The 26,283-nt window shown below is 65.2% G+C and carries 25 protein-coding genes; 16 read left to right on the top strand and 9 right to left on the bottom strand.

Annotation, left to right across the window (positions count from 1 at the left end):
• Positions 1-131 precede the first annotated feature (131 nt).
• From trpS to secB, 3 genes are all read right to left on the bottom strand, one after another.
• Positions 132-1,136, bottom strand: coding sequence for a tryptophan--tRNA ligase (gene trpS, locus M2343_RS10535; protein WP_264576597.1), 1,005 nt, complete (start codon positions 1,134-1,136; stop codon positions 132-134).
• Positions 1,137-1,224: 88 nt separating this feature from the next.
• Positions 1,225-2,805 (bottom strand): murein biosynthesis integral membrane protein MurJ, encoded by a 1,581-nt coding sequence (gene murJ / locus M2343_RS10530; protein ID WP_264576596.1) that lies wholly within the window; start codon positions 2,803-2,805, stop codon positions 1,225-1,227.
• Positions 2,806-2,964: 159 nt separating this feature from the next.
• Positions 2,965-3,456 carry a protein-export chaperone SecB gene (gene secB / locus M2343_RS10525; RefSeq protein WP_264576595.1) on the bottom strand — a complete coding sequence of 164 codons (492 nt, stop codon included), beginning with the start codon at positions 3,454-3,456 and terminating at the stop codon, positions 2,965-2,967.
• A gap of 355 nt (positions 3,457-3,811) precedes the next feature.
• Here secB and M2343_RS10520 point away from each other — a divergent pair, with 355 nt between their 5' ends.
• From M2343_RS10520 to M2343_RS10505, 4 genes are all read left to right on the top strand, one after another.
• Positions 3,812-4,462 carry a Tim44/TimA family putative adaptor protein gene (locus M2343_RS10520; protein WP_264576594.1) on the top strand — a complete coding sequence of 217 codons (651 nt, stop codon included), beginning with the start codon at positions 3,812-3,814 and terminating at the stop codon, positions 4,460-4,462.
• Positions 4,463-4,483: 21 nt separating this feature from the next.
• Complete coding sequence (locus tag M2343_RS10515) at positions 4,484-5,761, top strand: murein transglycosylase A (RefSeq protein WP_264576593.1); 1,278 nt, start codon at positions 4,484-4,486, stop codon at positions 5,759-5,761.
• 2 nt (positions 5,762-5,763) lie between these two features.
• The gene (locus tag M2343_RS10510) at positions 5,764-6,327 is read left to right on the top strand and encodes a Smr/MutS family protein (RefSeq protein WP_264571981.1); all 564 of its coding nucleotides are present in this window, start codon (positions 5,764-5,766) and stop codon (positions 6,325-6,327) included.
• Positions 6,328-6,532: 205 nt separating this feature from the next.
• Positions 6,533-7,171, top strand: a complete 639-nt coding sequence (locus tag M2343_RS10505; protein ID WP_264571982.1) for a PEPxxWA-CTERM sorting domain-containing protein — start codon at positions 6,533-6,535, stop codon at positions 7,169-7,171.
• Positions 7,172-7,304: 133 nt separating this feature from the next.
• On the opposite strand, the gene dapE is transcribed toward M2343_RS10505, so the two are convergent.
• Entirely contained in the window at positions 7,305-8,459 is a 1,155-nt protein-coding gene (gene dapE / locus M2343_RS10500) for a succinyl-diaminopimelate desuccinylase (RefSeq protein ID WP_264576592.1), read from the bottom strand.
• Between the two features lie 119 nt (positions 8,460-8,578).
• On the opposite strand from dapE, the gene M2343_RS10495 reads away from it, so the two are divergent.
• A complete protein-coding gene (locus M2343_RS10495; protein WP_264576591.1) occupies positions 8,579-9,043 on the top strand; it encodes a cupin domain-containing protein in 465 nt (154 codons plus the stop codon).
• 188 nt (positions 9,044-9,231) lie between these two features.
• Here the strand turns inward: M2343_RS10495 and M2343_RS10490 are convergent, their stop codons facing one another.
• Both M2343_RS10490 and M2343_RS10485 read right to left on the bottom strand, forming a co-directional pair.
• Positions 9,232-9,900: a glutathione S-transferase family protein gene (locus M2343_RS10490; protein ID WP_264577542.1), complete on the bottom strand. Its 669-nt coding sequence runs from the start codon at positions 9,898-9,900 to the stop codon at positions 9,232-9,234.
• Positions 9,901-9,919: 19 nt separating this feature from the next.
• Complete coding sequence (locus tag M2343_RS10485; RefSeq protein WP_264576590.1) at positions 9,920-11,152, bottom strand: NupC/NupG family nucleoside CNT transporter; 1,233 nt, start codon at positions 11,150-11,152, stop codon at positions 9,920-9,922.
• Between the two features lie 181 nt (positions 11,153-11,333).
• On the opposite strand from M2343_RS10485, the gene M2343_RS10480 reads away from it, so the two are divergent.
• The 7 genes from M2343_RS10480 to M2343_RS10450 all read left to right on the top strand — a co-directional run bounded on the left by M2343_RS10480 (position 11,334) and on the right by M2343_RS10450 (position 16,037).
• Complete coding sequence (locus tag M2343_RS10480; protein WP_264574411.1) at positions 11,334-12,017, top strand: queuosine precursor transporter; 684 nt, start codon at positions 11,334-11,336, stop codon at positions 12,015-12,017.
• Positions 12,018-12,167: 150 nt separating this feature from the next.
• Positions 12,168-13,082, top strand: coding sequence for an acetylglutamate kinase (gene argB / locus M2343_RS10475; protein WP_181558669.1), 915 nt, complete (start codon positions 12,168-12,170; stop codon positions 13,080-13,082).
• Between the two features lie 110 nt (positions 13,083-13,192).
• On the top strand, positions 13,193-13,486 hold the full coding sequence (locus M2343_RS10470) for a YggT family protein (RefSeq protein WP_181558670.1): 294 nt from the start codon (positions 13,193-13,195) through the stop codon (positions 13,484-13,486).
• 13 nt (positions 13,487-13,499) lie between these two features.
• The gene (locus M2343_RS10465; RefSeq protein ID WP_181558671.1) at positions 13,500-13,823 is read left to right on the top strand and encodes a DUF167 domain-containing protein; all 324 of its coding nucleotides are present in this window, start codon (positions 13,500-13,502) and stop codon (positions 13,821-13,823) included.
• Positions 13,820-14,716, top strand: a complete 897-nt coding sequence (gene folD, locus M2343_RS10460; protein WP_264576589.1) for a bifunctional methylenetetrahydrofolate dehydrogenase/methenyltetrahydrofolate cyclohydrolase FolD — start codon at positions 13,820-13,822, stop codon at positions 14,714-14,716. The genes M2343_RS10465 and folD overlap by 4 nt, the downstream gene beginning before the upstream one ends.
• Positions 14,713-15,420: a hypothetical protein gene (locus M2343_RS10455; RefSeq protein WP_264576588.1), complete on the top strand. Its 708-nt coding sequence runs from the start codon at positions 14,713-14,715 to the stop codon at positions 15,418-15,420. Before folD ends, M2343_RS10455 begins: the two co-directional genes overlap by 4 nt.
• Entirely contained in the window at positions 15,417-16,037 is a 621-nt protein-coding gene (locus M2343_RS10450; RefSeq protein WP_264574413.1) for a MarC family protein, read from the top strand. The genes M2343_RS10455 and M2343_RS10450 overlap by 4 nt, the downstream gene beginning before the upstream one ends.
• Positions 16,038-16,091: 54 nt before the next feature.
• Here M2343_RS10450 and M2343_RS10445 read toward each other — a convergent pair whose 3' ends face one another.
• Positions 16,092-16,766 carry an OmpA family protein gene (locus tag M2343_RS10445; RefSeq protein ID WP_264571989.1) on the bottom strand — a complete coding sequence of 225 codons (675 nt, stop codon included), beginning with the start codon at positions 16,764-16,766 and terminating at the stop codon, positions 16,092-16,094.
• Between the two features lie 189 nt (positions 16,767-16,955).
• Here M2343_RS10445 and M2343_RS10440 point away from each other — a divergent pair, with 189 nt between their 5' ends.
• Positions 16,956-18,251 (top strand): hemolysin family protein, encoded by a 1,296-nt coding sequence (locus M2343_RS10440; RefSeq protein ID WP_264574415.1) that lies wholly within the window; start codon positions 16,956-16,958, stop codon positions 18,249-18,251.
• A gap of 23 nt (positions 18,252-18,274) precedes the next feature.
• On the opposite strand, the gene M2343_RS10435 is transcribed toward M2343_RS10440, so the two are convergent.
• Together M2343_RS10435 and purD are read right to left on the bottom strand one after the other, a co-directional pair.
• Positions 18,275-18,892 (bottom strand): glutathione S-transferase family protein, encoded by a 618-nt coding sequence (locus M2343_RS10435; RefSeq protein WP_264576587.1) that lies wholly within the window; start codon positions 18,890-18,892, stop codon positions 18,275-18,277.
• A gap of 96 nt (positions 18,893-18,988) precedes the next feature.
• Positions 18,989-20,272 (bottom strand): phosphoribosylamine--glycine ligase, encoded by a 1,284-nt coding sequence (gene purD / locus M2343_RS10430; protein WP_264576586.1) that lies wholly within the window; start codon positions 20,270-20,272, stop codon positions 18,989-18,991.
• Between purD and xseA the strand changes: the two genes are divergently transcribed.
• From xseA to M2343_RS10415, 3 genes are all read left to right on the top strand, one after another.
• Positions 20,271-21,785, top strand: a complete 1,515-nt coding sequence (gene xseA, locus M2343_RS10425; protein ID WP_264576585.1) for an exodeoxyribonuclease VII large subunit — start codon at positions 20,271-20,273, stop codon at positions 21,783-21,785. The two genes, purD and xseA, sit on opposite strands and share 2 nt — an antisense overlap.
• Positions 21,786-21,830: 45 nt before the next feature.
• Complete coding sequence (locus M2343_RS10420; protein WP_264576584.1) at positions 21,831-22,742, top strand: M23 family metallopeptidase; 912 nt, start codon at positions 21,831-21,833, stop codon at positions 22,740-22,742.
• Between the two features lie 534 nt (positions 22,743-23,276).
• On the top strand, positions 23,277-26,255 hold the full coding sequence (locus tag M2343_RS10415) for a TonB-dependent receptor plug domain-containing protein (RefSeq protein WP_264576583.1): 2,979 nt from the start codon (positions 23,277-23,279) through the stop codon (positions 26,253-26,255).
• The last annotated feature ends 28 nt before the right edge of the window (positions 26,256-26,283 follow it).

Below are 26,283 nucleotides of genomic sequence, written 5' to 3'. Positions count from 1 at the left end.
TCCGTTTCTCGGGCGAGTACACCCTCTAGGACGTAGTGTACGCCTTGATACCTTAGGTCAAATGAACTGGCGTTGAATGCGGTTCCTGCAATCGGTGTGTCGTGTGTCGAAACGGCGCAGCGGCCTTCGGCTCAGCGCATCAATCCCATCGCCTCATAGGCGCCGCGCAGGGTGGGCTCGGCTGCCTTTGCGGCCGCTGCGGCACCCTTTTCCAATATGGCATCGAGCGCGGCATGATCTTCCTGCAACGCAATGAACCGCTCCCGGATCGGCGCGAGGTGCGTCACCAGAAGATCGGCCAGCGCGGGCTTGAAGGCGCCGAAGCCCTGCCCGGCGAACTGCGCGCACACCGCATCGGGCGTGGTGCCCGAAAGGGTGGCGTAGATGCCGACCAGATTGAGCGCCTCGGCCCGCCCGGCCAGACCCGCCGCCTCGGCCGGCAGCGGCTCGGCGTCCGTCTTGGCCTTGCGCACCTTCTGCACGATGGTGTCGCTGTCGTCCGTCAGGTTGATCCGGCTCATGTCGCTGGGGTCGGATTTGGACATCTTCGCTGTGCCATCGCGCAGGCTCATGATCCGCGCCGTCTCCTTGGGGATGATCGGATCGGGCAGGGTGAACAGCTCCACGCCGAAATCGGCGTTGAACTTGACTGCAATGTCGCGGGTCAGCTCCAGATGCTGCTTCTGGTCCTCGCCCACGGGCACATGGGTGGCCTGATACAGCAGCACGTCAGCGGCCTGCAGAACCGGATACACGAACAGACCGACGCTGGCGCCCTCGCGATTCTTGCCCGCCTTGTCCTTGAACTGGGTCATGCGGTTCAGCCAGCCGATCCGCGCCGTGCCGTTCAGCAACCAGCACAACTCGGCATGAGCCGGCACGCGTGCCTGATTGAACAGCACCGAGCGATCCGGGTCGATGCCGCACGCCACTAGCGCGGCGGCCATGTCCCGTACATTGGCCAGCCTTTGCTCGCGCGTCTCGTGGACGGTGATCGAGTGCATGTCCGCCAGGAAGAAGAAGCAGTGCGACTCCGCATCCATCTCATCCTGCATCCGCACCCAGTTGCGGATCGCGCCCAGATAATTGCCCAGATGGAGATTACCGGTCGGCTGGATGCCGGAGAGCACGCGCATGAGGAAAGTCCTGCTTTATAAGAAGAGCCCCGCTCTGTCGTCCGTGAGGCTTGGCGTCAAGCCGGGCGAACAATCGGGAGGGGGCGCCTTAGCGTGGTCTGCGCCGCAACTGCGCCTTCAGTTCGGCAATGCGATAGGCGCCAAAGCCGATGGCGGCGATGGCGTAGACCAGCCCGCCGCCACCGCAGAGCAGGCCGAGCGCGATGAGGCGGCGCCAGAAGCCGGCGGCCATATGCGCGTCGAGAAGCTGGTTGCCCGCCCAGAGCGCGGCGCCCATCAGCGCGCCCGCTGCGACGATGCGCAGCGCCTTGGCGCGGAAGCGCGCGTCGAGGGTGAGATGCTCCTTGCGGCTGAGCGTCCAGTAGAGCAGCGCGACGTTCACCCAGGCCGAGAGGGCCGTGGAAGCGGCAATGCCGGCGGCACCGAACCGCCAGATCAGTGTGAGATTGCCCACCAGATTGACCAGCATGGCAATGAAGGCGATCCGCACGGGCGTTTTCGTGTCGGCGCGGGCGTAGAAACCGGGGGTCAACACCTTGATGAGCACATAGGCGGGGACGCCCGGTGCGAAGGCGGCGAGCACGGCCGCCGCGCCCAGCGTATCTTCCGCCGTGAAGGCGCCATGCTGGAAGACGCCGCGGATGATTGGCACGGCCGAAACGAACAGGGCGATCGCGGCGGGCAAGGCGAGGAACAGCGCCAGCTCCAGCGCGCGGTTCTGCGTCTCATTGGCCGCGCGGGTGTCGCCGGCGCCGATCTGTCGGGAGATGAGCGGCAGCATCGCGGTGCCGACGCCGATGCCGATTAGGCCGAGCGGCAGCTGGTTCAGCCGGTCGGCATAATAGATCCAGCTCACCGAGCCCTGCGGCAGGAAGCGCGCTGCGAGCGAGGTGGAAATGAGCAGGTTGATTTGGATAGCGCCCTGGCCGATGGCGGCCGGCGCGATCAGCAGCAGCATCGCCTTCACCTGTGGCGAGAGGCGCGGGGCCGACAGCTTCAGGGCCACGCCGATCCGGCGGCAGGACCAGATCAGCCAGAGCAATTGCATCGCGCCGGAGACCGTGACGGCAATCGCTTGAGTGACGGCCGTCTCGATCTCCGTGTCGCCGCGGAAGAACAGCAGCGCCCCGATCATGCACAGGTTGAGCAGGGACGGCGCTGCGGCATTGACCCAGAAGCGGTTGAAGCTGTTGAGAATGCCGCCGAGCAGCGAGGTGAGCGAGATCAGCCCGAGATAGGGGAAGGTGATGATGGTGAGATGGCGCGCGAGCGCGAACTTCTCCGGCCCACCATCCGGGAAGCCGCCGGTCATCGCCCACACGACCGGTCCGGCGGCGAGCATCATGACGATGGTGAGCGCGACAAGGATGGGAAAGAGGACCGAGAGCACCTGACCGGCAAAGCGAATCGCCGCCGCGCGTCCGGCCTCCGGATTATCGGCGCCCTCCTTGCCCATGATACGGTTGAACATCGGCACGAAGGCGGCGGAGAAAGCGCCCTCGGCGAACAGTGCGCGGAACAGATTGGGCAGGCGCCAGGCGATCAGAAACGCGTCCGACGCGAAACCGGCGCCGACATAGCGCGCCATCAGCATGTCCCGCACCATGCCGAGGACGCGGCTGACGAGGGTGAGGGCGCCGATGGTGCCGGTGGAGCGCAGCAGGCTCATGGCTGTTCCGTCAGTATCGACGTCGACAATATTCGGGCCGGCAGAACCGGCACCGCCCGGCAGCGCTGGGGAGCGGCCGGGCGGCGAAGGGCTGCAGTCAGGCGAGGAAAGGCAAGGCGCATGGGCATGACCCTTCCTCTATGCCGGACTGACGGATGATCAGGCGTGGCCGGCGGGCTCGCCCTGCGCGGCGGCCTCGATCTGGGCCTGCTGCTGAACGTACAGGGCGCCGAAATCGATGGGATCGAGCATGAGCGGCGGGAAGCCGCCATCCTGCACCGCATCGGCCAGCACGCGGCGGGCGAAGGGGAAGAGCAGGCGGGGCGCCTCGGCATAGAGGAACGGGCGCATCTGGTCATCGGGCACGTTGCGGATGCCGAAGAGGCCGGCGAACACCAGTTCGACGGCAAAGGCGGTGCCTTGCTCGGCCACGGCCTTGGCGCTCACCTTCAGCGCGACTTCGTACACATCATCGGCAATCTGGTTGTTGCTGATGTTGAAGTTGATGTCGATCTGCGGCTGCTCCTGCCACTGGTAGACGGCCGGCGCGTTCGGGTTCTCGAACGAGAGATCCTTCACATATTGCGCGATCAGGCCGATCTGGGGCTGGGTGTCGGCGCCATTGGCGACGGTGTCGGTCGTGTCGGTCATGCGTGAATCCTGTTCCTCGATGGTCGCTGCCATGCCGCCGGCGCAGGACCGCCGCGACCTAGAAGCTGGAAAGTCGCCGGACACCGAGCGTGCCGGGCGAAACCGCGCTCCTTGTCCATGGGCGCGCCGCTTAGCAGGCACGCAAGGCGGGGGCAATGGGGGTGGCGCGTCCGGGACGCACGGAACCCTCGCGGGGCCGACGAAAACCGAGGCGCCAAGGCTGCGCACCCGCGTTGGGGGCTTTTTTACCGAACGTCGGTATCGTTCCGGCGATCTGGCGCGTTGTCCGTTTGAAGTTTTGCGCGAACGTGCCTATGTCTTGCGGGTTATGTTTTGAAGGAAGGGTGTTGACCTCGTGACCGTCATCGTCGTGCTGGCCATGATCTTCGCACTGCTGGCGTTGCGGCTTTACTCTGTGCTCGGCAAGCGCACGGGTCATGAGCAGCGGCAGCTTCCCACGCCGGCCGACGATCGTCCGGCCGCGCCCATGCCGTCTTCCGGGCAGGTCGACAATCGCACCCCCGCGCAGCGCGCGGCCGACAGTGCGGTGGCAGTGCCGGCCCAGCCCGGCCTGCGCGCGATCATCGCGACCGACCGCAACTTCGATGTCGCGCAGTTTCTGGGCGGCGCGAAGGCGGCCTATGGCATGATCCTCGAAGCCTATTGGAAGGGCGACCGCGAAACGCTGCGCACCTATTGCGCGGACGATGTGTATGAGGCGTTCAGCGCCGCCATCGACCAGCGCGAGGCCGATGGGCTGACCATGGACAACAAGCTCGTCCGCATCGAGGACGCGCGGATCGACGCTGCGCGCGTCGAAAGCGGCACCGCGTTCATCGCGATCCACTTCGAAGCCGATCTGTCCGCTGTCACGCGCGACCGGGACGGCAATGTTGTGGCCGGATCGCTGGACGATGCCATCTCCACGGCGGAAACCTGGACGTTCAGCCGCAATCTCTCCAGCCGCGATCCCAATTGGGAACTGGTGGAGACGGACGAAGGCTGAGCGGCGCGCAGGCGGATCGCCATGCCGGCTCGTTTTCAGACTCGTTTCAAGCAGCTTTCCGCTCTGGCAAGCGCGCTGGCGCTTGCGGCGTGCGGGAGCATGATTCCGCCGGGTGGGCCTGGTCAGCGACCCGTCCCCTCCCGGCCTTCTTCGCCCGCCACGCCGCCGCAACCGGCAACACCCCGGCCGCCGCTTACCCCGACCCCTGCGCCTACTCCTGCGCCCGATCAAGCTGAACTGGCGCCCGCCGTGGCCGCCGGCCTGACGCCGGGGCCAGCGATCGACACGGTCCTGCCGACCGCATCCGAACGGATGGGGCAAGCCTTGCGGGCCTTCCGCCTCTCCTGCCCCTCGCTGCTGCGTCGGCGCGACCAGAGCGGCCTCACCGCCAATGCCGACTGGCAGACGGCCTGCGCGGCGGCGGCAAGCTGGAGCGAGGCGAACGCGCGCGAATTCTTCCGTCGCTATTTCGAAACCGTGCAGGTCGGTGACGGCAAGGCCTTCGCGACCGGCTATTACGAACCGGAAATCGCTGGCTGCCGCACGCGCGCCGCGGGCTGCGAAACGCCGATCTATCGCAAGCCGAACGATCTCATCGAGGTCGATCTCGGCCTGTTCAGCGAGAGCCTCAAGGGTCGGCGCATCAGGGGCAAGGTGCAGGGCTCCAGCTTTGTGCCTTATGATGACCGGGCGGCAATCACCGCAGGCGTGCTGGACGGGCGTGGCCTGGAACTGGCCTATGCCGTCGATCCGGTCGAGTTGTTCTTCCTCGAGGTGCAGGGCAGCGGGCGGTTGCGCCTGCCCGATGGCGGGATCATGCGCATCGGCTATGCCGGGCAGAATGGGCGCGATTATACCGGCATCGGCCGGCTGATGCGGGACCGGGGGCTGATCCAGATCGGCTCGATGCAGGACATCATGAGCTGGCTGCGCGCCAATCCGGCGCAGGGTCAGTCGATCATGAATGAGAATAAAAGCTACGTCTTCTTCCAGGAGCTGACCGGTCCCGGGCCGCTGGGTGCGCTGGGCGTGCCGGTGACGGCGGAAGTGAGCGTCGCGGCCGATCCGACCTTCGTGCCGCTGGGCGCGCCGGTGCTGCTGTCGCTCGATAGGGCCGAGCCCAACGGGCTCTGGATCGCACAGGATACCGGTGGGGCCATCAAGGGCAGCAATCGCTTCGATACCTTTTGGGGTGCCGGTGAGCGCGCTCGCGGCATCGCCGGCGGCATGTCGGCCCGTGGGAGCGCCCTGCTGCTGCTGCCGATCGGCACCTATGCCCGCCTGACCGCTGGCCGCTGAGCGTGGCCCGGCGGGTTCTCACGCCCGATGAGCGCGCGCTCTGGGGCAAGCTGACCCGTACGGTGACACCCCTGCGGCGGGTCCGTCCGCTTCCACCGGTGGAGCCGGTCTCGGCAGCGGCTTTTGCTGCGGCGCTGGATACGCCCAAGCCGGTGAAGGGCCGAATTCCACCGAGTCGTCCCGTGGCGCCGCCGCCATCCCCTCCGGCGCCCGTCGCCGTGCCCGTGCTGGACGGCAGCTGGGAGAAGCGCATTCGTTCCGGGCGGATTATTCCCGATCATGCCATCGATCTGCACGGCCTCAATCTGGCGGCAGCGCATATCCGGCTGGAACGGGCCATCGGCGATGCCCTCGCGCAGGGCTGGCGGGTGCTGCTGGTGGTGACCGGCAAGCCGCGGCCCGCCCCGGCGCCCGGCGAAACCCGGCGACGTGGCGCGATTCGCGCGGAAATCGGTGATTGGCTGGCGAGGAGCGCCCATGCCCACCGCATCGCCAGCGTTCGCCAGGCCCATCCCCGCCATGGCGGGGATGGCGCGCTCTACGTGATTTTGCGCCGCAGCAATTAGGCAGCGCCGCGTGGCCCGGGATAGCCATGCGCACGAGGATGTCCGCGCTGGCATGTCGCCCGCTGGCAGGCAGGAAACCGCCATTTGCATTCGTTCATATTCGCGCTCCGAAATGAGACAGAAATTTACCGCGTTTCTGCGAAATCCCATTGGACGGAGGGTTAAGAATCGATTAACAATTGCCCCTCTTATGTGGGAGTTGAACATGAACATGAACCTCTTTGCCAAGGCGTCTGCGATCGCCCTCGGCCTTGCCGCGGTTACCCCGGCGCAGGCCGTGACCTTCCTGTACTTCCCCGGCACGTCCGCACCGACGGCAGGCTACAATGTGATCAACCAGTTCGACACGACGGCTGGCATCACCGGCTCGAACTTCCAGATCAACACGCCGCCGTCCAACTCGACCGGCGCGCCGCCGGCCTATGCGACGTTCGGTTCGTCTTCCTATCTGTCGGTTCTCGCCAACGGTTCCGCGACGATCAACTTCGGCGCTGCCAGCGCGGTGGAGTTCGACTGGGGTTCGATCGACGCCTACAACACGCTGACCGTTCTGCTGGACGGTGGCTCCAGCTTCGTCATCACGCCGGGCGGCAACTTCACCAATGACGCCGACGGCAACCAGATCCTGGCGAACACCAATGGCCTGTTCCAGATCTTCGCTGAGGGTAACGAGAAGATCGTTGGCCTGACGCTGGAATCGAGCCGCAACTCGTTCGAGATCGACAATCTCGCGACCGTTCCGGTTCCGGAGCCCGCCACCTGGGCGATGATGATCGCCGGCCTCGGCCTGGTCGGTGGCGTGATGCGTCGCCGCGCTGGCGCCACGAGCGTCACCTTCGCCTGATTTTCAATCAGTCGACAGATTTGGGAAACGCCGTCGGTTGGGAGACCGGCGGCGTTTTCTTTTGGTTTTGGGATCGGCGGTTTAGCAGGTGAGGCGCAAGGTTGCCTGAGCGGTTCGCCCTAGAGCCGCCGGGTCAACCGAGCGTTGGGGCTGCGCTCAGGATCCGCTTGTAGATGCGCGTGAGGCTTTCGATGTCGGCCAGCGATACCGCCTCATCCAGCTTGTGCATCGTCGCATTCAGCAACCCGAATTCGACAACCGGGCAAAGCGCGGAGAGGAACCGGGCATCCGAGGTGCCGCCGCTGGTGGACAGTTCCGGTGTGAGGCCGGTTTCGGCGGCGATCGCCTCGCTGATCAGGCTGGAAAAAGGACCCGGCTGGGTGAGGAACGACTCGCCGCTGATCATGGCGCGCAGCGTGCCGCCTTCGGCCTCCACCAGGGTGCGGATTCGGGCAACGAGATCCTCACCGCGATGCAGATCGTTGAAGCGGATCGAGATGCGGGCCGTGGCCTTTGCGGGAATGACATTGGTTGCCGGATTGCCGACATGCAGGTCGGTGATCTCGATATTGCTCGGCTGGAACCAGTCGGTGCCCTGATCCAGTTCGATCGCCTCGATGGCGGACAAGATGCGCACCAGCGGCGAAATCGGGTTTTTCGCCAGATGCGGATAGGCGACATGGCCCTGCATGCCCTCGACGCTGATCCACATGTTCACCGAGCCGCGCCGGCCGATCTTGATCATGTCGCCAAGGCGCTGGACCGAGGTCGGCTCGCCCACGAGGCAGACATCGGGCGTCACGCCGCGCTCGGCCATATGGCGCATTAGCGCGCGGGTGCCGTGGACGGCGTCGCCCTCCTCATCACCGGTGATGAGCAGGCTGATCGTGCCGGGCAGCGGGGCGCCCTCGGCATCGGCCCGCGCGATGGCCGCGACGAACACCGCGATGGAACTCTTCATGTCCACAGCGCCGCGCCCGTAGAGCAGTTCGCCGCGCCGCTCGGGCCGGAAGGCGTCGCTCGTCCACCCCTCGCCGGGGGGCACGACGTCCAGATGGCCGGCAAAGGCGACATGCGGGCCATCGCCCGTGCGGCGGACCGCCAATAGATTTTCCACCGGCCCGTGCGGCGGCTCGCCATCGATGAAGCGCTCGACGGTGAAGCCGAGCGGGGTGAGCATGGCTTCCAGCGCATCGAACACCGCGCCGCTCGCCGGTGTGACGGACGGGCAGGCAATCAGCGCTTCGGCAAGCGCGACAGGATCGGTGAGGGACGGGGCGTTGCTCATGGCGCCTGCGTTAGCCAAGCTTGCGCGCCAAGGGAAGCGAGGTCCGCGCCCTGCGCTCCCTCTGGCGGTGATGGGGCCCCTGCGGTAGCGAGGAGGGGCGCAACACAGGAGGAGCCGACATGCCCAAGATCGAGATCGAGCAGGTGGAGCAGAGCAACAGCACGGGCTATCCGCCGCCGTTCAACGAGCCTGTGGCCGGGCGCTGGCACCGGCGGCTGGGGCGCCATGCCGGCCTGACGCATCTGGGCGCCAGCCATGTCGTGCTGGAGCCGGGCGCCTGGTCCTCACAGCGGCACTGGCATCTGGGCGAGGATGAGTTTCTGATCATGCTGTCCGGGCAGGCGGTCCTGATCGAGGACGAAGGCGAGACCATCCTGCACCCCGGCGATTGCGTGGCTTGGGCGGCAGGGGTCGCCAATGGCCACCATCTCGTCAATCGTAGCGATGCGAATTGCACCTTCATCTGCCTGAGCGCGGGAGATCGCGATGCCGGCGGGCGCTATTCCGATATCGACATGATCTTCACGGCCGGCGGCTATCAGCATCGCGATGGCACGCCTTATGGGACTGAGCGATTGCCTTGATAACGGGATGCGGACTGCGGCGCCCTCGGCTCCTGCCTTCCCAGGAGCTTTGGTTCTCAGGCACGCTTGCAGGCTCATGCATCAGTTTACTCCACAAGCCTCCCGTTCGTGTCGAGCGAAGTCGAGACACGTGAGGGCAGTGCGTAGTGTCTCGACTTCGCTCGACAAGAATGGGAAGGTGGTGGGTCTTAAACCCCGCCCGCGGGCTCCAGCCGTGGGATAACCCAGCTTTCCTGCGCGGCATCGTCCAGCCATTCGCGCATCCACGGGTGGGCGAGGATGGCGTCCATATAGGCGCGCGTTGCAGGCGGTACTGTGATGGAATAGGTGACGAAGCGCGAGACGACCGGCGCGAACATGATGTCCACCGCGCCGAAGCTGCCGAAGAGAAAGTCGCCCTCTGCCCCGAACCGCGTGCGGGCCTGTTCCCACACGTCCACGATGCGCGCCACATTGGCGGCGACATCGGGGCCGAGATCGCGCGGGGGGAGGATGTGGCGGGTGTTCATGCCGCAGGTCTGGCGCAGCGGCTGGTAACCGGAATGCATTTCCGCTGCCATCGAGCGGGCAAGCGCGAGCGCTGCCTTGTCCTGCGGCCAGAAACGGGCGCCGCCGGAGAGCGCATCGAGATAGTCGATGATGGCAAGACTATCCCACACGGCGATGTCGTCATCCCACAGCGTCGGCACCTTGCCATTGGAGACTGCGAGATCCGGCTGCGCCTTGCGGGCTTCCCACGCCGCGTCAAAAAGCGGGACCAGCACCGTCTCGAACGGCAGGCCGGATTGCTTGGCGGCCAGCCAACCGCGCAGCGACCAGCTCGAATAGACCTTGTTGCCGATGATCAGCTTCAGCATCATATCGTCTCCCGGCTGGTCAGAGGCTCAGCATCAGCCCGGCCAGCGCCGCGCTCATCAGATTGGCGAGGCTGCCGGCGATCAGGGCCTTGATGCCGAGCCGGGCGATCATCGGCCGCTGATTAGGCGCCAGGCTGCCCGTCACCGCCATCTGGATGGCGATGGACGAGAAATTGGCAAAGCCGCACAGTGCGAAGGTGGTGATCGCTACCGTGGCAGGCGATAGCGTGGCTTGCACCTGCCCCAGCTCGATGAAGGCGACGAACTCGTTGAGCACGACCTTGGTGCCGAACAGCCCGCCGGCGACCTGCGCCTCGTTCCAGGGAATGTTGAGCAGCAGCATCACCGGCGCGAACAGCTTGCCGATCAGCATCTGGAAGCTGAGATCGGGATAGCCGAACCAGTTGCCGACCCCGCCGAGCAGACCATTGGCCAGCGCGACCAGCGCCACGAAGGCAAGCACCATCGCGCCGACCGCGACCGCCAGCTTCACGCCGGTCTGCGCGCCTTGCGCGGCCGCCATGATGAGATTGGCGGGCTTCTCGTCCTCATGGGTGGCATCGGGCAGAATGACCGGCTCGATCTCGGCATCATCGGGATTGTCCGGCATGATGATCTTGGCCATCAAGATGCCACCCGGCGCGGCCATGAAGGCGGCCGCGAGCAGATAGTCGATCTGGATGCCCATCGAGGCATAGGCGGCAAGGATCGTGCCGGCGACGCCAGCCATGCCGCTCGTCATCACGGTGAAGAGCTGAGCCGGTGTGAGGCTGGCGAGATAGGGGCGGATGACCAGCGGGCTTTCGCTCTGGCCGACGAACACATTGGCCGCACAGCACAGGCTCTCCACGCGGGAGATGCCGGTCACCTTCTGGATGGCACCGCCGACCCAGCGGATGACGAACTGCATGATGCCAAGATAATAGAGGATCGAGACGAGGCTCGCGAAGAAGATGATGACGGGCAGGGCGGCGATGGCAAAGCTGGTGCCGCCGACCTCCGGCCGGGCGAGCGGCCCGAAGATGAAGTTCGTGCCGGCCTGCGCATAGCCGAGCAAATTGCCGACGCCATGCGACATGGCGGCGATGGCTGCCTTGCCGGCGGGTACGTAGAGAACCAGCAGGGCGATGCCGGCTTGCAAGGCGAAGGCGGCGGCGACGACGCGTAGGCGGATGGCGCGCCGGTTGCCGGAGAGCAGCACGGCGATGGCAAGAATCGCGACGATGCCAACGAGGCCGATGAGGATGGGCATGGAGTGGCGGCTGTCCCCTGTTCGCATGGCCCGACAAACGGCCATCAGCGCGAATCGCTTATACAGGCGCGCTGCAGCGCGGCAATCGGCTGCGCGGCGGCGGGTGTCGTTGCACGGCGGTGCGTGGCATGCGCGCACAGGGTCTCTTCCCGCCTTGCTGCAAAGTCATTAAGCGACGGGGATGACCGCACCCGCTCAGGCCTCGTCCGCACCCATCGCCCGCTCACTGTTCGTCCTGTCCGTCTTCTATGGGGGCATGGTGTGCATCGCCGGTGTTCTCGGCAACAAACAGGTTTCGCTCGGGCCGCTCGGCGCGATTGGCTCGGCGCTCGGCTTGGGGGACTTGGCGGTGGAAGCCGGCATCTTCGCCTTCCTCCTGCTGGTCGTCGTCTCGAGCGCAGTGGCGGAACTGCATGGCCGGGCCGTTGCCAACCGGCTGGTGCTACTGGGCTTCATCCCGCTGATCGTCTCGATCCTGCTCTCCGTGGTCGTGCTGGCCCTGCCGGCCGCGCATGAAATGGCGCCGGAGCGGCAGGCGGCCTTCGCCATGATCATGTCCGGCACGCCGCGCATCTGGGCGGGCGGCATCGTCGCTTACGGTATTTCGCAGATCCTCAATGTCACCATCTTCGCTGCGCTCAAGGGGCAGGCGGGGAGCCGGCTGCTGTGGCTGCGCGCCGGCACGGCGAGCGTGCTCTCGCAGATCGTCGATACGCTGCTGTTCGTGACCATCGCCTTTTACGGCGTCTTCCCAATCGGTGCGCTGCTGGTGGGGCAGATGCTGGCCAAAGTTCTGCTCTCGGCGCTGCTGGTGCCGCCGGTCATTTATGCGTTCGTGGCGCTGGGGCGTCGGCTGGATCGGTAATTTATCCCGTTCGGGCTGAGCTTGTCGAAGTCTTGTTCTTTTTTCGACGTGAGGAAGAAGGGCAATCCTTCGACAAGCTCAGGACGAACGGCAAGAGAGATGGGGCCTACCTGACCCCCTCCTTTCTTGCAGCGCGGGCCGCAAAGCCTTATGCGCCCGCGCATGACCGATCACGCACCCGATCCCGCCCTGCTGGCCAAGGCCGAAACCCTTACCGAGGCGCTGCCCTATATGCAGCGTTATGCCGGCGAGACGTTCGTCGTGAAATATGGCGGCCATGCCATGGGCGACCCGGAAGCGGCGCGCGATTTCGCCGAGGATGTGGTGCTGATGAAGATGGTCGGCATCAATGTCGTGGTCGTCCACGGCGGCGGGCCGCAGATCGGCGCGATGCTCAAGAAGCTGGGCGTCGAGAGCAAGTTCGTGAACGGCCTGCGCGTGACCGACGAGGAAACCGCGAAGATCGCCGAGATGGTCCTCGCCGGATCGATCAACAAGGAGATTGTCGGCTGGATCGCCCAGGCAGGTGGCCGCGCGGTCGGCATTTCCGGCAAGGATGGCGGCCTGGTGCTGTGCGAGAAGGTCGGCGGAAAGCGCGAGCCGGACCCGAACAGCGGCATCGAGCGCAATGTCGATCTCGGCTTTGTCGGCGACCCCGTGAAGGTGGACCGGCGCATTCTCGACAGCCTCTCGCGCGACGGCATCATCCCCGTGGTCGCGCCGGTCGGCATTGGCGCCGACGGGCATACCTATAATGTGAATGCAGACACGATGGCGGGTGCGATTGCCGCCGAACTCGGCGCCAAGCGCTTCTTCCTGCTTACCGACGTGGCGGGCGTGCTGAACAAGGACAAGGACCTGCTGAGCGATCTGACCCCGGCGAAGATCGGCGGTCTGGTCGAGGATGGCACGATTTCCGGCGGCATGATTCCCAAGGTGGAAACCTGCGTGAAGGCTGTCGAGGGCGGCGTGGAAGCGGCCGTCATTCTGGATGGGCGCATTCCGCATGTCATGCTGCTGGAGGTGTTCACTCGCCAGGGCGCCGGCACGTTGGTGCATCTGTAACGCGCGGTGCGCGGGGGCTATGGCGGTAGAAAATCACCGCCCTCAAGCAACTTGCAGCCGCTAGGCCCGCTGGGCTAGACTCTTCTCAACCTTCCACCACAGGACGAACCATGGCCGTTGCCCTTATCCAGACCTTGGCGATCCTGCTGAATGTCGCCTGGTGGATCATCATCGTTCAGGCCATCTTGAGCTGGCTGATCGCGTTCAACGTGATCAACACCAGCAATGATATCGTGCGCAGCATCTGGGTCGCGCTCGACCGGCTGACCGAGCCGCTCTATCGGCCGATCCGCCGGATCATGCCGGACCTGGGCGCGCTCGATCTCTCGCCGATGGTCGTGCTCATCATCATCATCATCCTGCAGGGGCCGGGCCTGACCGCGCTGGCAAGCCTGCTGCTCTGAGCGGACGTGCGCCGTGCCGCTTCGTCGTGACGGCGCAGACCTGCTGCTGGCGATTCGCCTGACGCCCAAGGCTGCGCGCGCGCGTGTTGGCGGGACGTTCACGGATGCCGCCGGGCAGCGCTGGTTGCAGGCCAGCGTCACCGCGCCGCCGGACAAGGGCAAGGCCAATGCCGCCCTGCTGACGCTGCTCGCCCGACATCTGCGCGTGCCCGGATCGTCGATTTTGCTGGAGACAGGGGATACCAACCGGCTAAAGCGCCTGCGCATTGCGGGTGCTGATCCGCACACGGAACAGTCTTTGAGAGAGATCGCCGAGAAGGAGCGAAGCGCGACATGAGTTTGGGCAAGGAAATCGACGGCAAGGCATTCGCGGCGGAGCTGCGCGGGCGGATGGCTGAGGCAGTCCCCGGTTTCGTGGAGAAGACCGGGCGCAAGCCCGGCCTCGCGGTGGTGCTGGTCGGTGAAGACCCGGCGAGCAGCGTCTATGTCCGCTCCAAGGGCAAGGCGACGGTCGAAATCGGCATGAACAGCCTTGAGTTCAAGCGCCCCGCGACGATCAGCCAGGAAGAGCTGATCGAGCTGGTCGAAGAGCTGAACGCCGATGATAGCGTGGACGGCATTCTCGTCCAGCTGCCGCTGCCGGCCCATCTCGATGACAAGGCAGTGATCGCCACCATCGATCCCGCCAAGGATGTCGATGGCTTCCATGTCGTCAATGCCGGCAAGCTGGCGGTGGGCGATCCCACCGCGCTGGTGCCCTGCACGCCGCTCGGCTGCCTGATGCTGCTCAAGGATGAGCTGGGCGATCTTTCGGGCAAGGAAGCGGTCGTGATTGGTCGCTCGAACATCGTCGGCAAGCCGATGATGCAGCTCCTGCTGGCGGAAAGCTGCACCGTGACGGTCGCGCACAGCCGCACCCACGATCTGGCCGGTGTCGTCCACCGCGCCGACATCGTGGTTGCGGCGGTCGGCCGACCGGAAATGGTCAAGGGAAGCTGGATCAAGCCGGGCGCCGTGGTCATCGACGTGGGCATCAACCGCGTGGCGGGCGATGAGGACGGCAAGAGCAAGATCGTCGGTGACGTCGCGACGGCCGAGGCGATCAATCATGTCGCGGCGATCACGCCGGTGCCGGGCGGCGTCGGCCCGATGACCATCGCGGTGCTGTTGCGCAACACTTTGGTCGCCGCGCACGTTCGCGCGGGCCTGGCCGCACCCAAGGGCCTTTGATCCGCAGCGCTGCCTTTGCCTTGCTCGCCACGCTCTCTCTGGGCGTGGCGGCTGGTCCTGCGCAAAGTCAGCGCCAGATGATGCCGAGCGTCGGCGTCGGCACCGCCAATCCGAGCGCCATCGTCGCCGCCGAACTGGGCATGGCCCGGCAGGCGCGCGAGGAGGGGCAATGGATGGCGCTGCGCAAGCTGGCCGACAAGGACGCCGTGATCTTTGCGCCCGGCCCGCTCAATGCGCAGGCTTGGCTCAAGCAGCAATCGGACCCCATCCAGCCGGTGCGCTGGAGCCCGCAGCAGATCTTCATCGCCTGCGATGGCAGCTATGCCGCCGCGACCGGCGCGCTTGAGCGCGCGAACGGTCAGGCGGCGCGGTTCGTCACCCTTTGGCGCCAACAGCGCAAGGGTGATTATAAATGGGTGATGACGGCCACCAGCGACACGCCATGGAGCGGCGAGGCGGACGGCATGATCAAGGCCTCCGTTGCCGATTGCGCGCGGCGGGGTGAGCGGCCGGAGCGGCGCGATCGCGATATCGTGCGCCTGCCGGACCCGCCGCCGGCCAGCGGGTCGGCGCAGTCCGAGGACGGGTCGATGCGCTGGACATGGACGGTGAGCGGCGATGCGCGGACGCTGGAGGTCTTCCTGCGTCGCGGTGCCGGGGAGGAGCGGGTTATTCAGGAGACGGTGGCGGAGGGCCCGCGATGATGGAGCTGTTCCTCGCGGCGTTCATCACGCTGTTCGTCGTCATTGATCCGCCTGGCACGGCGCCGATCTTCAGCAGCCTCACCATGGGCGCGAGCGGCGCCCAGCGTCGCAGCATGGCGGTGCGGGCGGTGATCGTGGCGGCCTGCATCCTGCTGGCCTTCGCGCTGGCGGGGGAGGCGTTCCTGCGCACCCTCGGCATCACGCTGGAGGCATTCCGCATCGCGGGTGGCATCATGCTGTTCTTCATCGCCATGGACATGGTGTTCGAGACGCGGACGCGGCGGCGCGAAGACCGCGCGCAGAAGATCAAGGAAACGCCGGAAATCGAGGATGTCGCCATCTTCCCTATGGCGATGCCGATGATTGCCGGACCGGGGTCGATCGCGACGATCATGCTGTTGATGGCGCGGGCGACGGGTCCGCAGGAGACGGCGATCGTGCTCTTCGCGCTCGCGGCCAATCTGCTGCTGATGCTGGCGGCGCTGCTGGCGGTCGGCCCGATCATGCGGGTGTTTGGCGGTCAGGTGGAGGCGGTCATTACCCGCTTGCTGGGTGTGATTCTCGCGGCGCTCGCGGTGCAGTTCGTGATCGACGGTTTGCGCCAGAGCATTCTCTGATTTGAAAGCGAAGGGCCGGAGAGACACGCTCCCCGACCCTTCCCATCATACCGTTCAGCTCGCGACGGCGGGCACGATCTTGATTTCCACGCGGCGATTCTGCGCCTTGCCGTCAGCCGTTTCGTTGCTGGCGACCGGCCGCGTCTCGCCATAGCCCATCGTCGCCATGCGGATGGGGTCGATACCGCGCCGGCCAAGATAATTGGCGACGGCCTGCGCGCGACGCTCAGAGAGCGCCTGGTTGTAGGCCTCGCTGCCATCGGAATCGGTGTGGCCCAGCACGTCGATCATCGTCTTGGGATATTCCGCGAGGGTCGAGGCCACCTGATCCAGCGTGGACTGTGCCTGCGGCTGCACCGTGGCTTGATCGGTCGCGAAGGTGATGCCGGAGGGCATGCGTAGCAGCAATTCGTCGCCCTGACGGACGACATCGACGCCCGTGCCGGCGGTCTGCTGGCGCAGCTTCCTCTCCTGCGCGTCCATATAAGCGCCGACTCCCGCGCCGGCCACGGCACCAATGCCCGCGCCGACGATCTTCTCCGTGCGGTCGTTGCGACCGCCCAAAATGTCGCCGAGCAGATAGCCGCCGAGCGCACCACCGACGCCGCCGATGGCGGCCTTCGAAATGGTCCGATTGCCGGTTTCGGGATCGGTCACACAGCCGGAGAGGGCCAGCGCCGCCAAAGCGGTGCCGGCAAGGGCGAAGGGGGAATGGCTGCGAAGGCTCATGATTATCTCCTCGAGTCTGGCCTCCCACGCTGTTACGCGGGAACCCAGCCATTAACGGCGCGGGAACCTGATTAGTTCCTGAACGAGGGAACTCTTGCCGGCCTGCGATGTTGCCCGGCAATGTTGCAAGTGGCTTTCCGTAGCGAAAGCCGCTAAGCTTTCAGCCAACAACCCCCTTTAGAAGAGACCATGCCGCCTTTTCCCTGGCTCGATGCCGCCATCGTCCTCGCGCTGATTGCGCTCAACGGCGTCTTTGCCATGTCCGAACTGGCCATTGTCTCGGCACGCCGGCCACGGCTGGAGGCCATGACCCGCAATGGCAAGCATGGGGCCCGGGCGGCGCTGGGCCTCAGTGCGGAGCCGGGCCGCTTCCTGTCTACCGTCCAGATCGGCATCACGCTCATCGGCATTCTCGCCGGTGCCTATTCGGGCGATAAACTCGGTGGCCCGCTCGGCGCGATCTTCGCCTATCTCGGCATGTCCGCGAATCTGGCCCAGAACACCGGTTTTGGCGTTGCGATCGTCGCGACGACCTATGTCTCGCTGATCATCGGCGAGCTGGTGCCCAAGCAGCTTGCGCTGCGCAATCCCGAGCCGTTGGCCTGTTTCGTCGCGCCGTTCATGATCATGCTGGCGCGGGTCGCCGCGCCGATCGTGTGGGTGCTGGATCAGTCCAGCGAGGTCATCTTCAAGCTGATGCGCCTCAAACGCGAAGGCTCGGACCATGTGACCGCGGAGGAACTGCAGCTCATCGTGGCGGAAGCCAGCCGGCACGGCGTGATCGAGGAAAGCGAGCGCGCGATCATTTCCGGCGTGGTGCGACTGGCCGACCGGCCGGTGCGTGAAGTGATGACGCCGCGCCGCGATGTCGACTGGCTGGATGCCGATGCCAGCGCCGAGCAATTGCGCGAGAAGCTGCTCGCCACCCCGCACACCCGCCTGCCGGTGGCGCAAGGCAGCGTGGAGGACATTATCGGCGTCGTGCAGGCGCGTGACGTGATGGCCGCGCTGTTCCGGGGCGAAGCGCTGGACCTGCGGGTGCTGATGCGCCCCGTTTCCATCGTGCCCGATCAGGTGGATGCCATGGACGCCCTCAACCGCCTGCGGGAGGCCGACGCGCCCATGGTGATGGTGCATGACGAATATGGCCATTTCGAAGGCATTGTGACGCCGGCCGATCTCATGTCCGCCATCGCTGGCGAGTTCGCGTCCGACAGCGATCTGTACACCCAGCCTATGGTCACGGAGCGGGAGGATGGCAGCCTACTCGTCTCCGGCCAGATGGCCATCGACGCGCTGGCCGAGCGCATCGATCTCGATCTCTCCGAAGACCGCGACTACGCGACCGTTGCCGGCTTTGCGCTGGCCGTGCTGCGCCACCTGCCCGAAGAGGGCGAGCATTTCAGCGAGCAGGGCTGGCGGTTCGAAATCGTCGATATGGACGGCCGCAAGATCGACAAGCTGCTGGTCAGCGCGGAAGATTGATCCGTGCGCCTGCGCCGGTTTGGTCAGGCATAGGCATAAGGCCCGCCCGTCTCCAGCGCGCGCTGATAGGCGGGCCGTGACTGCACCCGGTCCAGCCAGGCGATTGTCGCGGGACGGCTCTCGTCCAGCCCACCCCGGCTGCGCGCGGCCTCAAGCGGAAAGCTCATCATCACATCGGCCCCACTGATCTGGTTGCCGGCAAACCACGGACGCCGGCTCAGCTCGGCTTCGACATAATCGAGATGGACGTCGATCATCGGCTGGATGCGCTTGACGGCGACCTTGCCGACCAGCGGAATGCGGGAGAGCACGAGCTTGAGCAGCAGCGGCGGCATCATCGATCCTTCCGCATAATGCAGGAACATGCGGTATTGCAGCTTACCGTCAGCGTCATCGGGCGGCCCGAACTGGCCGGATTTCTCCACCAGATACTCCACGATCGCGCCGCTCTCGATCAGCGCGCGGCCCTCGTCTTCCAGCACCGGCGACTTGCCGAGCGGATGCACCGCCTTGAGCGCAGCGGGCGCCAACATCGTTTCGGGATCGCGCTCATAGCGGCGCAATTCATAGGGCAGCCCCAATTCCTCCAGCATCCACAGGATGCGCTGCGAACGGGAGTTATTGAGATGGTGGACGATCATGGGCGTGCCCTTGCAATGATTGATCCCCCGCGCCCTTGTCCCTGATGGCAAGGGGCGGAGTCAAGGCAAGGGCCCGTTGGTCTATGGGGCAGGCGATCAATCCGCCGCGCTGCCGGCTTCCCGCGCGATTTCCCGCCAGCCGAGGTCGCGCCGGCAGAAGCCGCCGGGGAAATCGACCTGATCGACCAGGGCATAAGCGGCATCGCGGGCCTGCGTCACCGTGGCCCCCCGCGCGGTGACGTTCAGCACGCGGCCGCCGCTGGCCACGAGCTGCCCATGTTTGAGCGTCGTGCCGGCGTGAAAGATCTTGGCACCATCCGGCGCCATCGGAAGCGCGATGGGCGCGCCTTTCTCGGGCGTGCCGGGATAGCCCTTCGCGGCCAGCACCACGGTGAGCGCCGGGTCGGGCGCGAAGCTTGGGCCGCTGGCCTCGTCGAGCGTCCCTTGCGCGACGGAGAGCAGCAGCGCGACGAGATCGCTGGTCAGCCGCATCATCAGCACCTGGCATTCAGGGTCGCCAAAGCGGCAATTATATTCGATGAGCTTGGGGCCGTCCGTGGTGAGCATCAGCCCGGCGAACAGTACGCCGGAGTAAGGCGTGCCGCGCGCGGCGAGCGTCGTCACCGTCGGGCGGATGATCTGGTCCATCACGGCATCCTGCAGGGCAGGCGTGAGCACCGAGGCCGGGCTATAGGCGCCCATGCCGCCGGTATTGGGGCCGGTGTCGCCTTCACCCACGCGCTTGTGATCCTGCGCCGAGCCGAAGGCGACGACATGCGTGCCATCGGTGAGGGCGAAGAAGCTGGCTTCCTCGCCTTCCATAAATTCTTCCAGCACCACTTCCGCGCCTGATGCGCCGAAGCTGCCGCCGAACATGTCGCGGATCGCCTCTTCGGCCTCTTCGCGCGTTTGCGCGATGATGACGCCCTTGCCGGCGGCAAGACCATCGGCCTTCACCACCACCGGCAGGCTGAAGTCGCTGAGCGCCGCCAGTGCCACCTCGGCGCTGGTGCAGCGGACATAGCCGGCGGTGGGAATGGCGGCATCGCGGCAGAGATCCTTGGTGAAGCCCTTGGACCCTTCAAGCTGGGCGGCAGCAGCGCTTGGGCCGAACACCGGGATGTCGACGGCGCGCAGGCTGTCGGCAATGCCGTCCACCAGCGGCGCTTCCGGGCCGACGACCACAAGGCCAATGCTGTTAGTGCGGCAAAAATCGATCACGGCGGCATGATCGGCAAGGTCGATATCGACCAGGCGCGCCGCCTCGGCTATGCCGGGATTGCCCGGTGCGGCGAACAGGCCGGTGCAGAGCGGCGATTGCGCCAGCTTCCAGGCGAGGGCATGTTCGCGCCCGCCACCGCCGAGCAAAAGGATATTCATGAGCGATTTTTCCGTCAGTGAGGATGCGTTCGGCCGCCTGTTAGCGCAGGAGCGCGCGGGGGACAATCTGACCGCGCTCAGCATTTCCGAACTGTCCGCCCAGCTCAAGCGCACGGTGGAGGACCGCTTCGGCTTCGTGCGCCTGCGCGGCGAGATTTCGGGCTTCAAACGCGCCGCCTCCGGCCACATCTATTGCTGCCTTAAGGACGATGCGGCGGTGATCGACGGGGTGATGTGGAAAGGCACGGCGGGCCGTCTCGCCTTCCGGCCCGAGGACGGGCTGGATGTGATCGTCACCGGCAAGGTCACGACCTATCCCGGGCGCTCCAAATATCAGATCGTCATCGAGAGCATGGAGCTGGCCGGCGAGGGCGCGCTGATGCAGCTTTTCGAGAAGCTCAAGGCGCGATTGTCCGCCGAGGGGCTGTTCGATCCCGCCAAGCGCCGGCCGATCCCGATGCTGCCCGATGTGATCGGCGTGGTGACCTCGCCCACCGGCGCAGTGATTCGCGACATTCTCCACCGGCTTGCCGATCGCTTTCCGAGCCGCGTGCTGCTCTGGCCCGTGCTGGTGCAGGGGGAGGGCGCGGCGGCACAGGTAGCAGCGGCGGTGCGCGGATTCGGCGCGTTGCCGGCCGATGGCCCGATCCCGCGCCCCGACGTGCTGATCGTGGCGCGCGGTGGCGGCTCCATCGAGGATTTGTGGTCGTTCAATGAGGAAGTCGTGGTGCGGGCGGTAGCGGAGTCACCGATCCCCGTCATTTCCGCCGTGGGGCATGAGACAGACACGACCTTGTGTGATTTCGCTGCCGATCTCCGCGCGCCGACGCCCACCGCTGCTGCGGAGATGGCCGTGCCGGTCCGTGCCGACCTCGCCGTGCAGGTCGCTGAGCTGCGCGCGCGGATGCAGCGCTGCGTGGCGCGCGGCCTGGACCGCAACCGCGAGCGGCTGGAGGCGCAGCGGCGGCTCCTCCCGCGCCCGGACGTGCTGCTGGCGCAGGCTCGCCAGCGCGCGGACGATCTCGGCGACCGGCTGCGGCGGGGACTTTCCCACCGGGTGAGCCGGGCGCGGCACGAGCTGGCGGACGCATCCGGCGCATTGCGACCCGCATTGCTGCAGAGCCACCTCGCGCGGGAGCGGCAGAAGCTTGCCAACGTCCGGCTCTCCCCGCTGGTGCTCGAGCGCCGGCTGGGCGACGCGCGGCGGCAGCTGGATGGGCTGTGGCGGCTGGCCCAGTCGCTCAATCCCGATGCGCCGCTCAAGCGTGGCTTTGCGCGCGTGATGGCGCAAGGCCGGCTGGTGCGTTCCGCCGAGGAGGCGCGCGCGGCGGGGCGGGTGACGCTCAAGTTCGAGCATGATGAGGTGACCGCAATGACGCAGCCCGATGCGGCGGGTGGCGACTCTCCGGCGCAGGCCTTCCCGTCCTCCGCGCCGCCACCGTCCGCGCCCCGGCCGGCGCGCAAGGCGGCCCCTTCCGCCACGTCAGCGCGGCAGACCGACCTGTTCGACTGACGGCGCGCCCTTGCATCGCGCCAGCCGCGCGGCCATGAGTGCGGCATGACAGCTTTCCGCTTCCGCTCTCGTTCTGTTCTGGCGGGAGGTCTGCTCGCCGCACTGGCCGGCTGTTCGACCGTCCCGCCGCCGCCGCCGGAAGCCAGCGCGCTGCCCATCGAGGACGTGCCCGATCTCGCACTGCCCCAAGGGCCGGCGACGTTGCAGGTTCGCGGCACGCCCCGGCAAGGGGCACTGCTGCGCGGTCTTGTCCCCGTCGGCACGCTGGGTCTTACGCTCGATGGCGTGCCGGTGGCCGTGGACGCCGAGGGAAACTTCATCATCGGGCTGGACCGCGATGCTCCCGCCACCATGACGCTGGAAGCGACCGGGCGCGATGGGCGCAAGCAACGGCGCGTGCTGACGATCGCGCGCGGCGACTGGAAGATCCAGAACGTCAATGCCTCGATCACGGGGAGCGCCACCAGCGAGGAATTCCAGCAACGGCGGGCGGGCGAACTGGCGCGCATCGTTGCCGCGCGGGGAGATCCGCAACTGAGCAATGGCTGGCGGCAGACATTCATCTGGCCGGTGAAGGCGCGCATTTCCGGCGTGTTCGGCTCGCAGCGCATCTATCGGGGCACGCCGGGCAGCTACCATAGCGGGCTCGATCTCGCCGGTGGGCAGGGCACTGTCTATGTCGCGCCGGCGGACGGCGTTGTCGTGCTCGCCAGCGAAGAGCCGTTCACGCTGGAAGGCAAGCTGCTCATCATCGATCACGGCATGGGCCTCAACAGCGCCTTCCTGCACAGCGATCGGCTGCTGGTGAAGGAAGGCGATGTGGTGCGCCAGGGCCAGCCGCTCGGCGAGATCGGCGCGACGGGCCGCGTGACCGGTCCGCATCTGCACTGGAGCATGAAGTGGAACGATGCGCGGATTGATCCGTTACCGCTGGTACAGGGCCAAGAGGCTCGCTGATCGACAATCAGGCTGGATGCCGTAGCGTCCGGCCGTCGGTCTCTTTTGCTGCATTGCAACACGATGTGGGAAGGCAACAGGGCCGGGTGCGGCGGTCTGAAAATGCCCCCTTTGAGCATCGGACGCTACGGAAAGCTACCCCGTGGGTCGCTCCGATTTCGCCACGAATTCCATGTTCATACGAACTGCGGTGTGAGAAGATTAACAAATAGTTTCTAGGAAAACTGCGGTCCGGGACGATTTGTGTCGTGCTGTGTAGATCGTGACTAATATTGTTACAGCGGACCGCAGGGCGCGCAGACACCGGGGCCGACGATTTTGTTGCATGAATGTGACATGTACGGGAAAATAGCCCTTTCATGCTGCACCTGCGCTTTACACCTTTAACCAATCCGCACAGTTTCACGGCCATATAGCGCAGGGGCCACGCGTGTTGTCGTCGGGAGACCGAGAGGGCGACGCACGATCCCCGCGTTTCGTGCGACCGGATATTCCCGGCCGCAGTTCGCAAATTCCAGAGCAAGGGACTGGATCGTGAAGAAAATAACATCGCAAACATTGCTGAAGCTGGCAGCTGCACCCGCCGTGCTCGGCCTCGCCATGCTGAGCTCCGCCGCACATGCGCAGGAGCCGCAGAATGCGGATGCCGCCGAGGATGGTGAGGTCATCCTTGTGACTGGCTCGCGCATCGCGCGGCCCGAGTTCTCGTTTCCGAACCCCGTGCAGGCCGTGACGGCCGAACAGATCGAACGGCGCGGTAACGTTAATCTGACGGATTATCTGGTCACCTCACCGGCGCTGCTGGGTTCGCGGTCCAACATTGATGTGGCGGGCTCCAACCTGCCCAACGCGGGCTTGGTTGGCGTGAACAACCTGGATCTGCGCAATCTTGGTGTTAATCGCACGTTGGTTCTCGTGGATGGCCGCCGCCATGTGGCGGGGTATCCGGGTACGGCTGCGGTCGATATCAATACCATTCCCACCGATCTCGTTGAGTCCGTTGACGTGCTCACCGGCGGTGCTTCTGCAGTTTATGGCGCCGACGGCGTTTCCGGTGTGGTCAACTTCATCATGAAGAAGGACTTCGACGGTCTTCGGCTTCGCGCGCAGTCGGGTATTTCTCAGCGCGGAGATGCGGGTGACCGCTTTGTTGCTGCCACCTTTGGCAAGAACTTTGCTGACAGCCGTGGCAACATCACGCTGTCCTACGAGTTCAACGAAACGGACCGCTTCAGCCAGCGCCAGCGCCTCAACTATGGCAAGACGGGCCCCAGCTGGGCGCTGGTTCGCAACCCTGCCGATGGGACGCCGGGCTCTTCGGCCGATGATCCGAATGTGCCTGATCGTATCCTGATGACTGACTTGCGCTGGGCAGACAGCTCGATCGGTGGCGCGGTGGATCTCGACGGCGACTTCACCCCTGATTTCACGGGCGAAGGCGGTGTCTACGATCTGGGTAGCTACGTGCCGGGCACCAGCTTCACCGTCGGTGGATCGAGCACGCCTCGTGAGAGCTATTATGGCGACTATCTTCCCTATAACCGCCGTCACATAGCAAACGCGATGGCTCGGTTCGAGGTAAGCCCGGCTCTGGAAATCTATCTGGAAGGCAAATACGTCCGCTCCAAGGCGCACACTTTGTCTCAGCCGACATACGATTTCTATACGACGCTGTATGAAGACAACGCGTTTCTACAGCAGCGCTACGGCTCGCTGGTGAGCGGTGACGCGACGATCAGTCGCGACAACTTCGATTTTGGCATTCGTCGGTACGAACTCGACCGAGAACTGTTCCGCACCGTGGTTGGTGTGCGCGGTGACCTTAGTTCCAACCTGCGGTACGACCTGTCGTATGTCTTCGGCCAATCGACACAAACCTCGACGAACCGCAACGACCGTATCACCGATCGCTATTATGCAGCGCTCGATGCGGTTTCCGACGGTAGTGGTGGCATCACTTGCCGCATCAATCTGCCCGGCCAGACGGAAATTCAGTCCTCCAGCTACAACAACACGGTCTATTCGGGCGTTCCGCTGACCTTCCAGCCGGGGCAATGCGTCCCGCTTAACATTCTGGGTTACGGCACTCCGTCGCAGGCGGCTCTCGATTTCGTGACTGTGGATCACTCTACTTGGTCACGGCTTCGCCAGAATGTGGTGACTGCAGCGCTTTCTGGCGACACGGGAAGCTTCTTCGAGCTCCCCGGCGGGCCGGTCGGATTTGCGATCGGTGCCGAATATCGCAAGGAATCGAGCGTCTTCATTCCTTCGGATCTCCAGCTTAATGGATATCTCATGGATTCCGGGTTCGCGCGAGTTGACCGGGGCAGCTTCGACGTCAAGGAAGTGTTTGGCGAAATCAATCTTCCGCTGCTGGCGCGGGTGCCGGGTGCCTACGAACTGTCACTGGGTGGTGCCATCCGCTATTCCGACTACTCGACGGTCGGAGGCACGACCACTTGGAACGTCAACGGCTCTTATTCACCGGTTCGTGACGTTACCTTCCGTGGCACTTACTCGCAGGCTGTTCGCGCACCCAACATCACCGAGCTGTTTGCTGGTGGAAGTGGTACGTATGAGTTCATCACGGACCCGTGCGGCATCGACCGGGTGGCCGAAGGCACCCAGTACCGTGCAGCGAACTGCGCTACGGCTCTTGCCGGGGTGGGGATTGATCCTTCCACTTTCAATCCCGCAGACGATGCAACCTCTCCTCAGAACAGCAGCATTCTGGGCTTCCAGGGCGGCAATCCGACACTTCAGGAAGAAACGGCAAAGACCTGGACCGCAGGTGTGGTATTCCGTCCGACCTTCGTGCCGGGCCTGACGATCACTGCCGACTGGTATAGCATCCGTCTGAAGCAGGCGATCAACTACTCGACGGCTCAGGACGTCGTTGACCTGTGCTACGATCAGCCGGATCTCGACAACATCTATTGTGACGTGATCGCCCGCAGGGCGTCCGGCGCGGGTCAGGGCTATATCAGCACCTTCACAGTCATCCCGGAGAACGTCGCGTCTTATGAGACGTCCGGTCTGGACTTCGTTGTGGACTATCGGTTCGTTCCTGAAGGTGACGTTGGCACTTTCAACTTCCGTGTTACGGGCAATGTTCTGAACAAGCTTCAGTTCGTGCCCAGCGCGGGCGCGGACCTGGAGAACGAGCTGCATAATTGGGAATATCCTGCTCCCAAGTATACCGCGAACTTCGATCTGACCTGGAACAAGGGCCCGTTCACGCTGAACTATGGTCTTGAGTGGTGGTCCAAGACGCGCCGGGTGACGCTCAAGCAAGAGCAGGCCAATCCCGATTACGCACCTGCCGAGTACATCTGGTACAACCGCAAGTGGGAGCACAACATCTACGCCAGCTACAATGTAGACGATCGGTTCGACATTTATGGTGGCATCAACAATCTTGGCGATCGCAAGCCGGATGATGGTGGTGTTGCGTACCCGATCAGCGCCGTTGGCCGGTCGTTCTATGTCGGTGTGAAAGCGAAGCTTTTCTAAGCGACGCCGGAACCCAGAGAAAAAGGCC

This window comes from Sphingobium sp. B8D3B, assembly GCF_025961875.1.
GTDB lineage: Bacteria > Pseudomonadota > Alphaproteobacteria > Sphingomonadales > Sphingomonadaceae > Sphingobium.
Note: the sequence above shows the minus strand (reverse complement) of the source record. Positions and strands in the feature narration are given on the sequence as shown.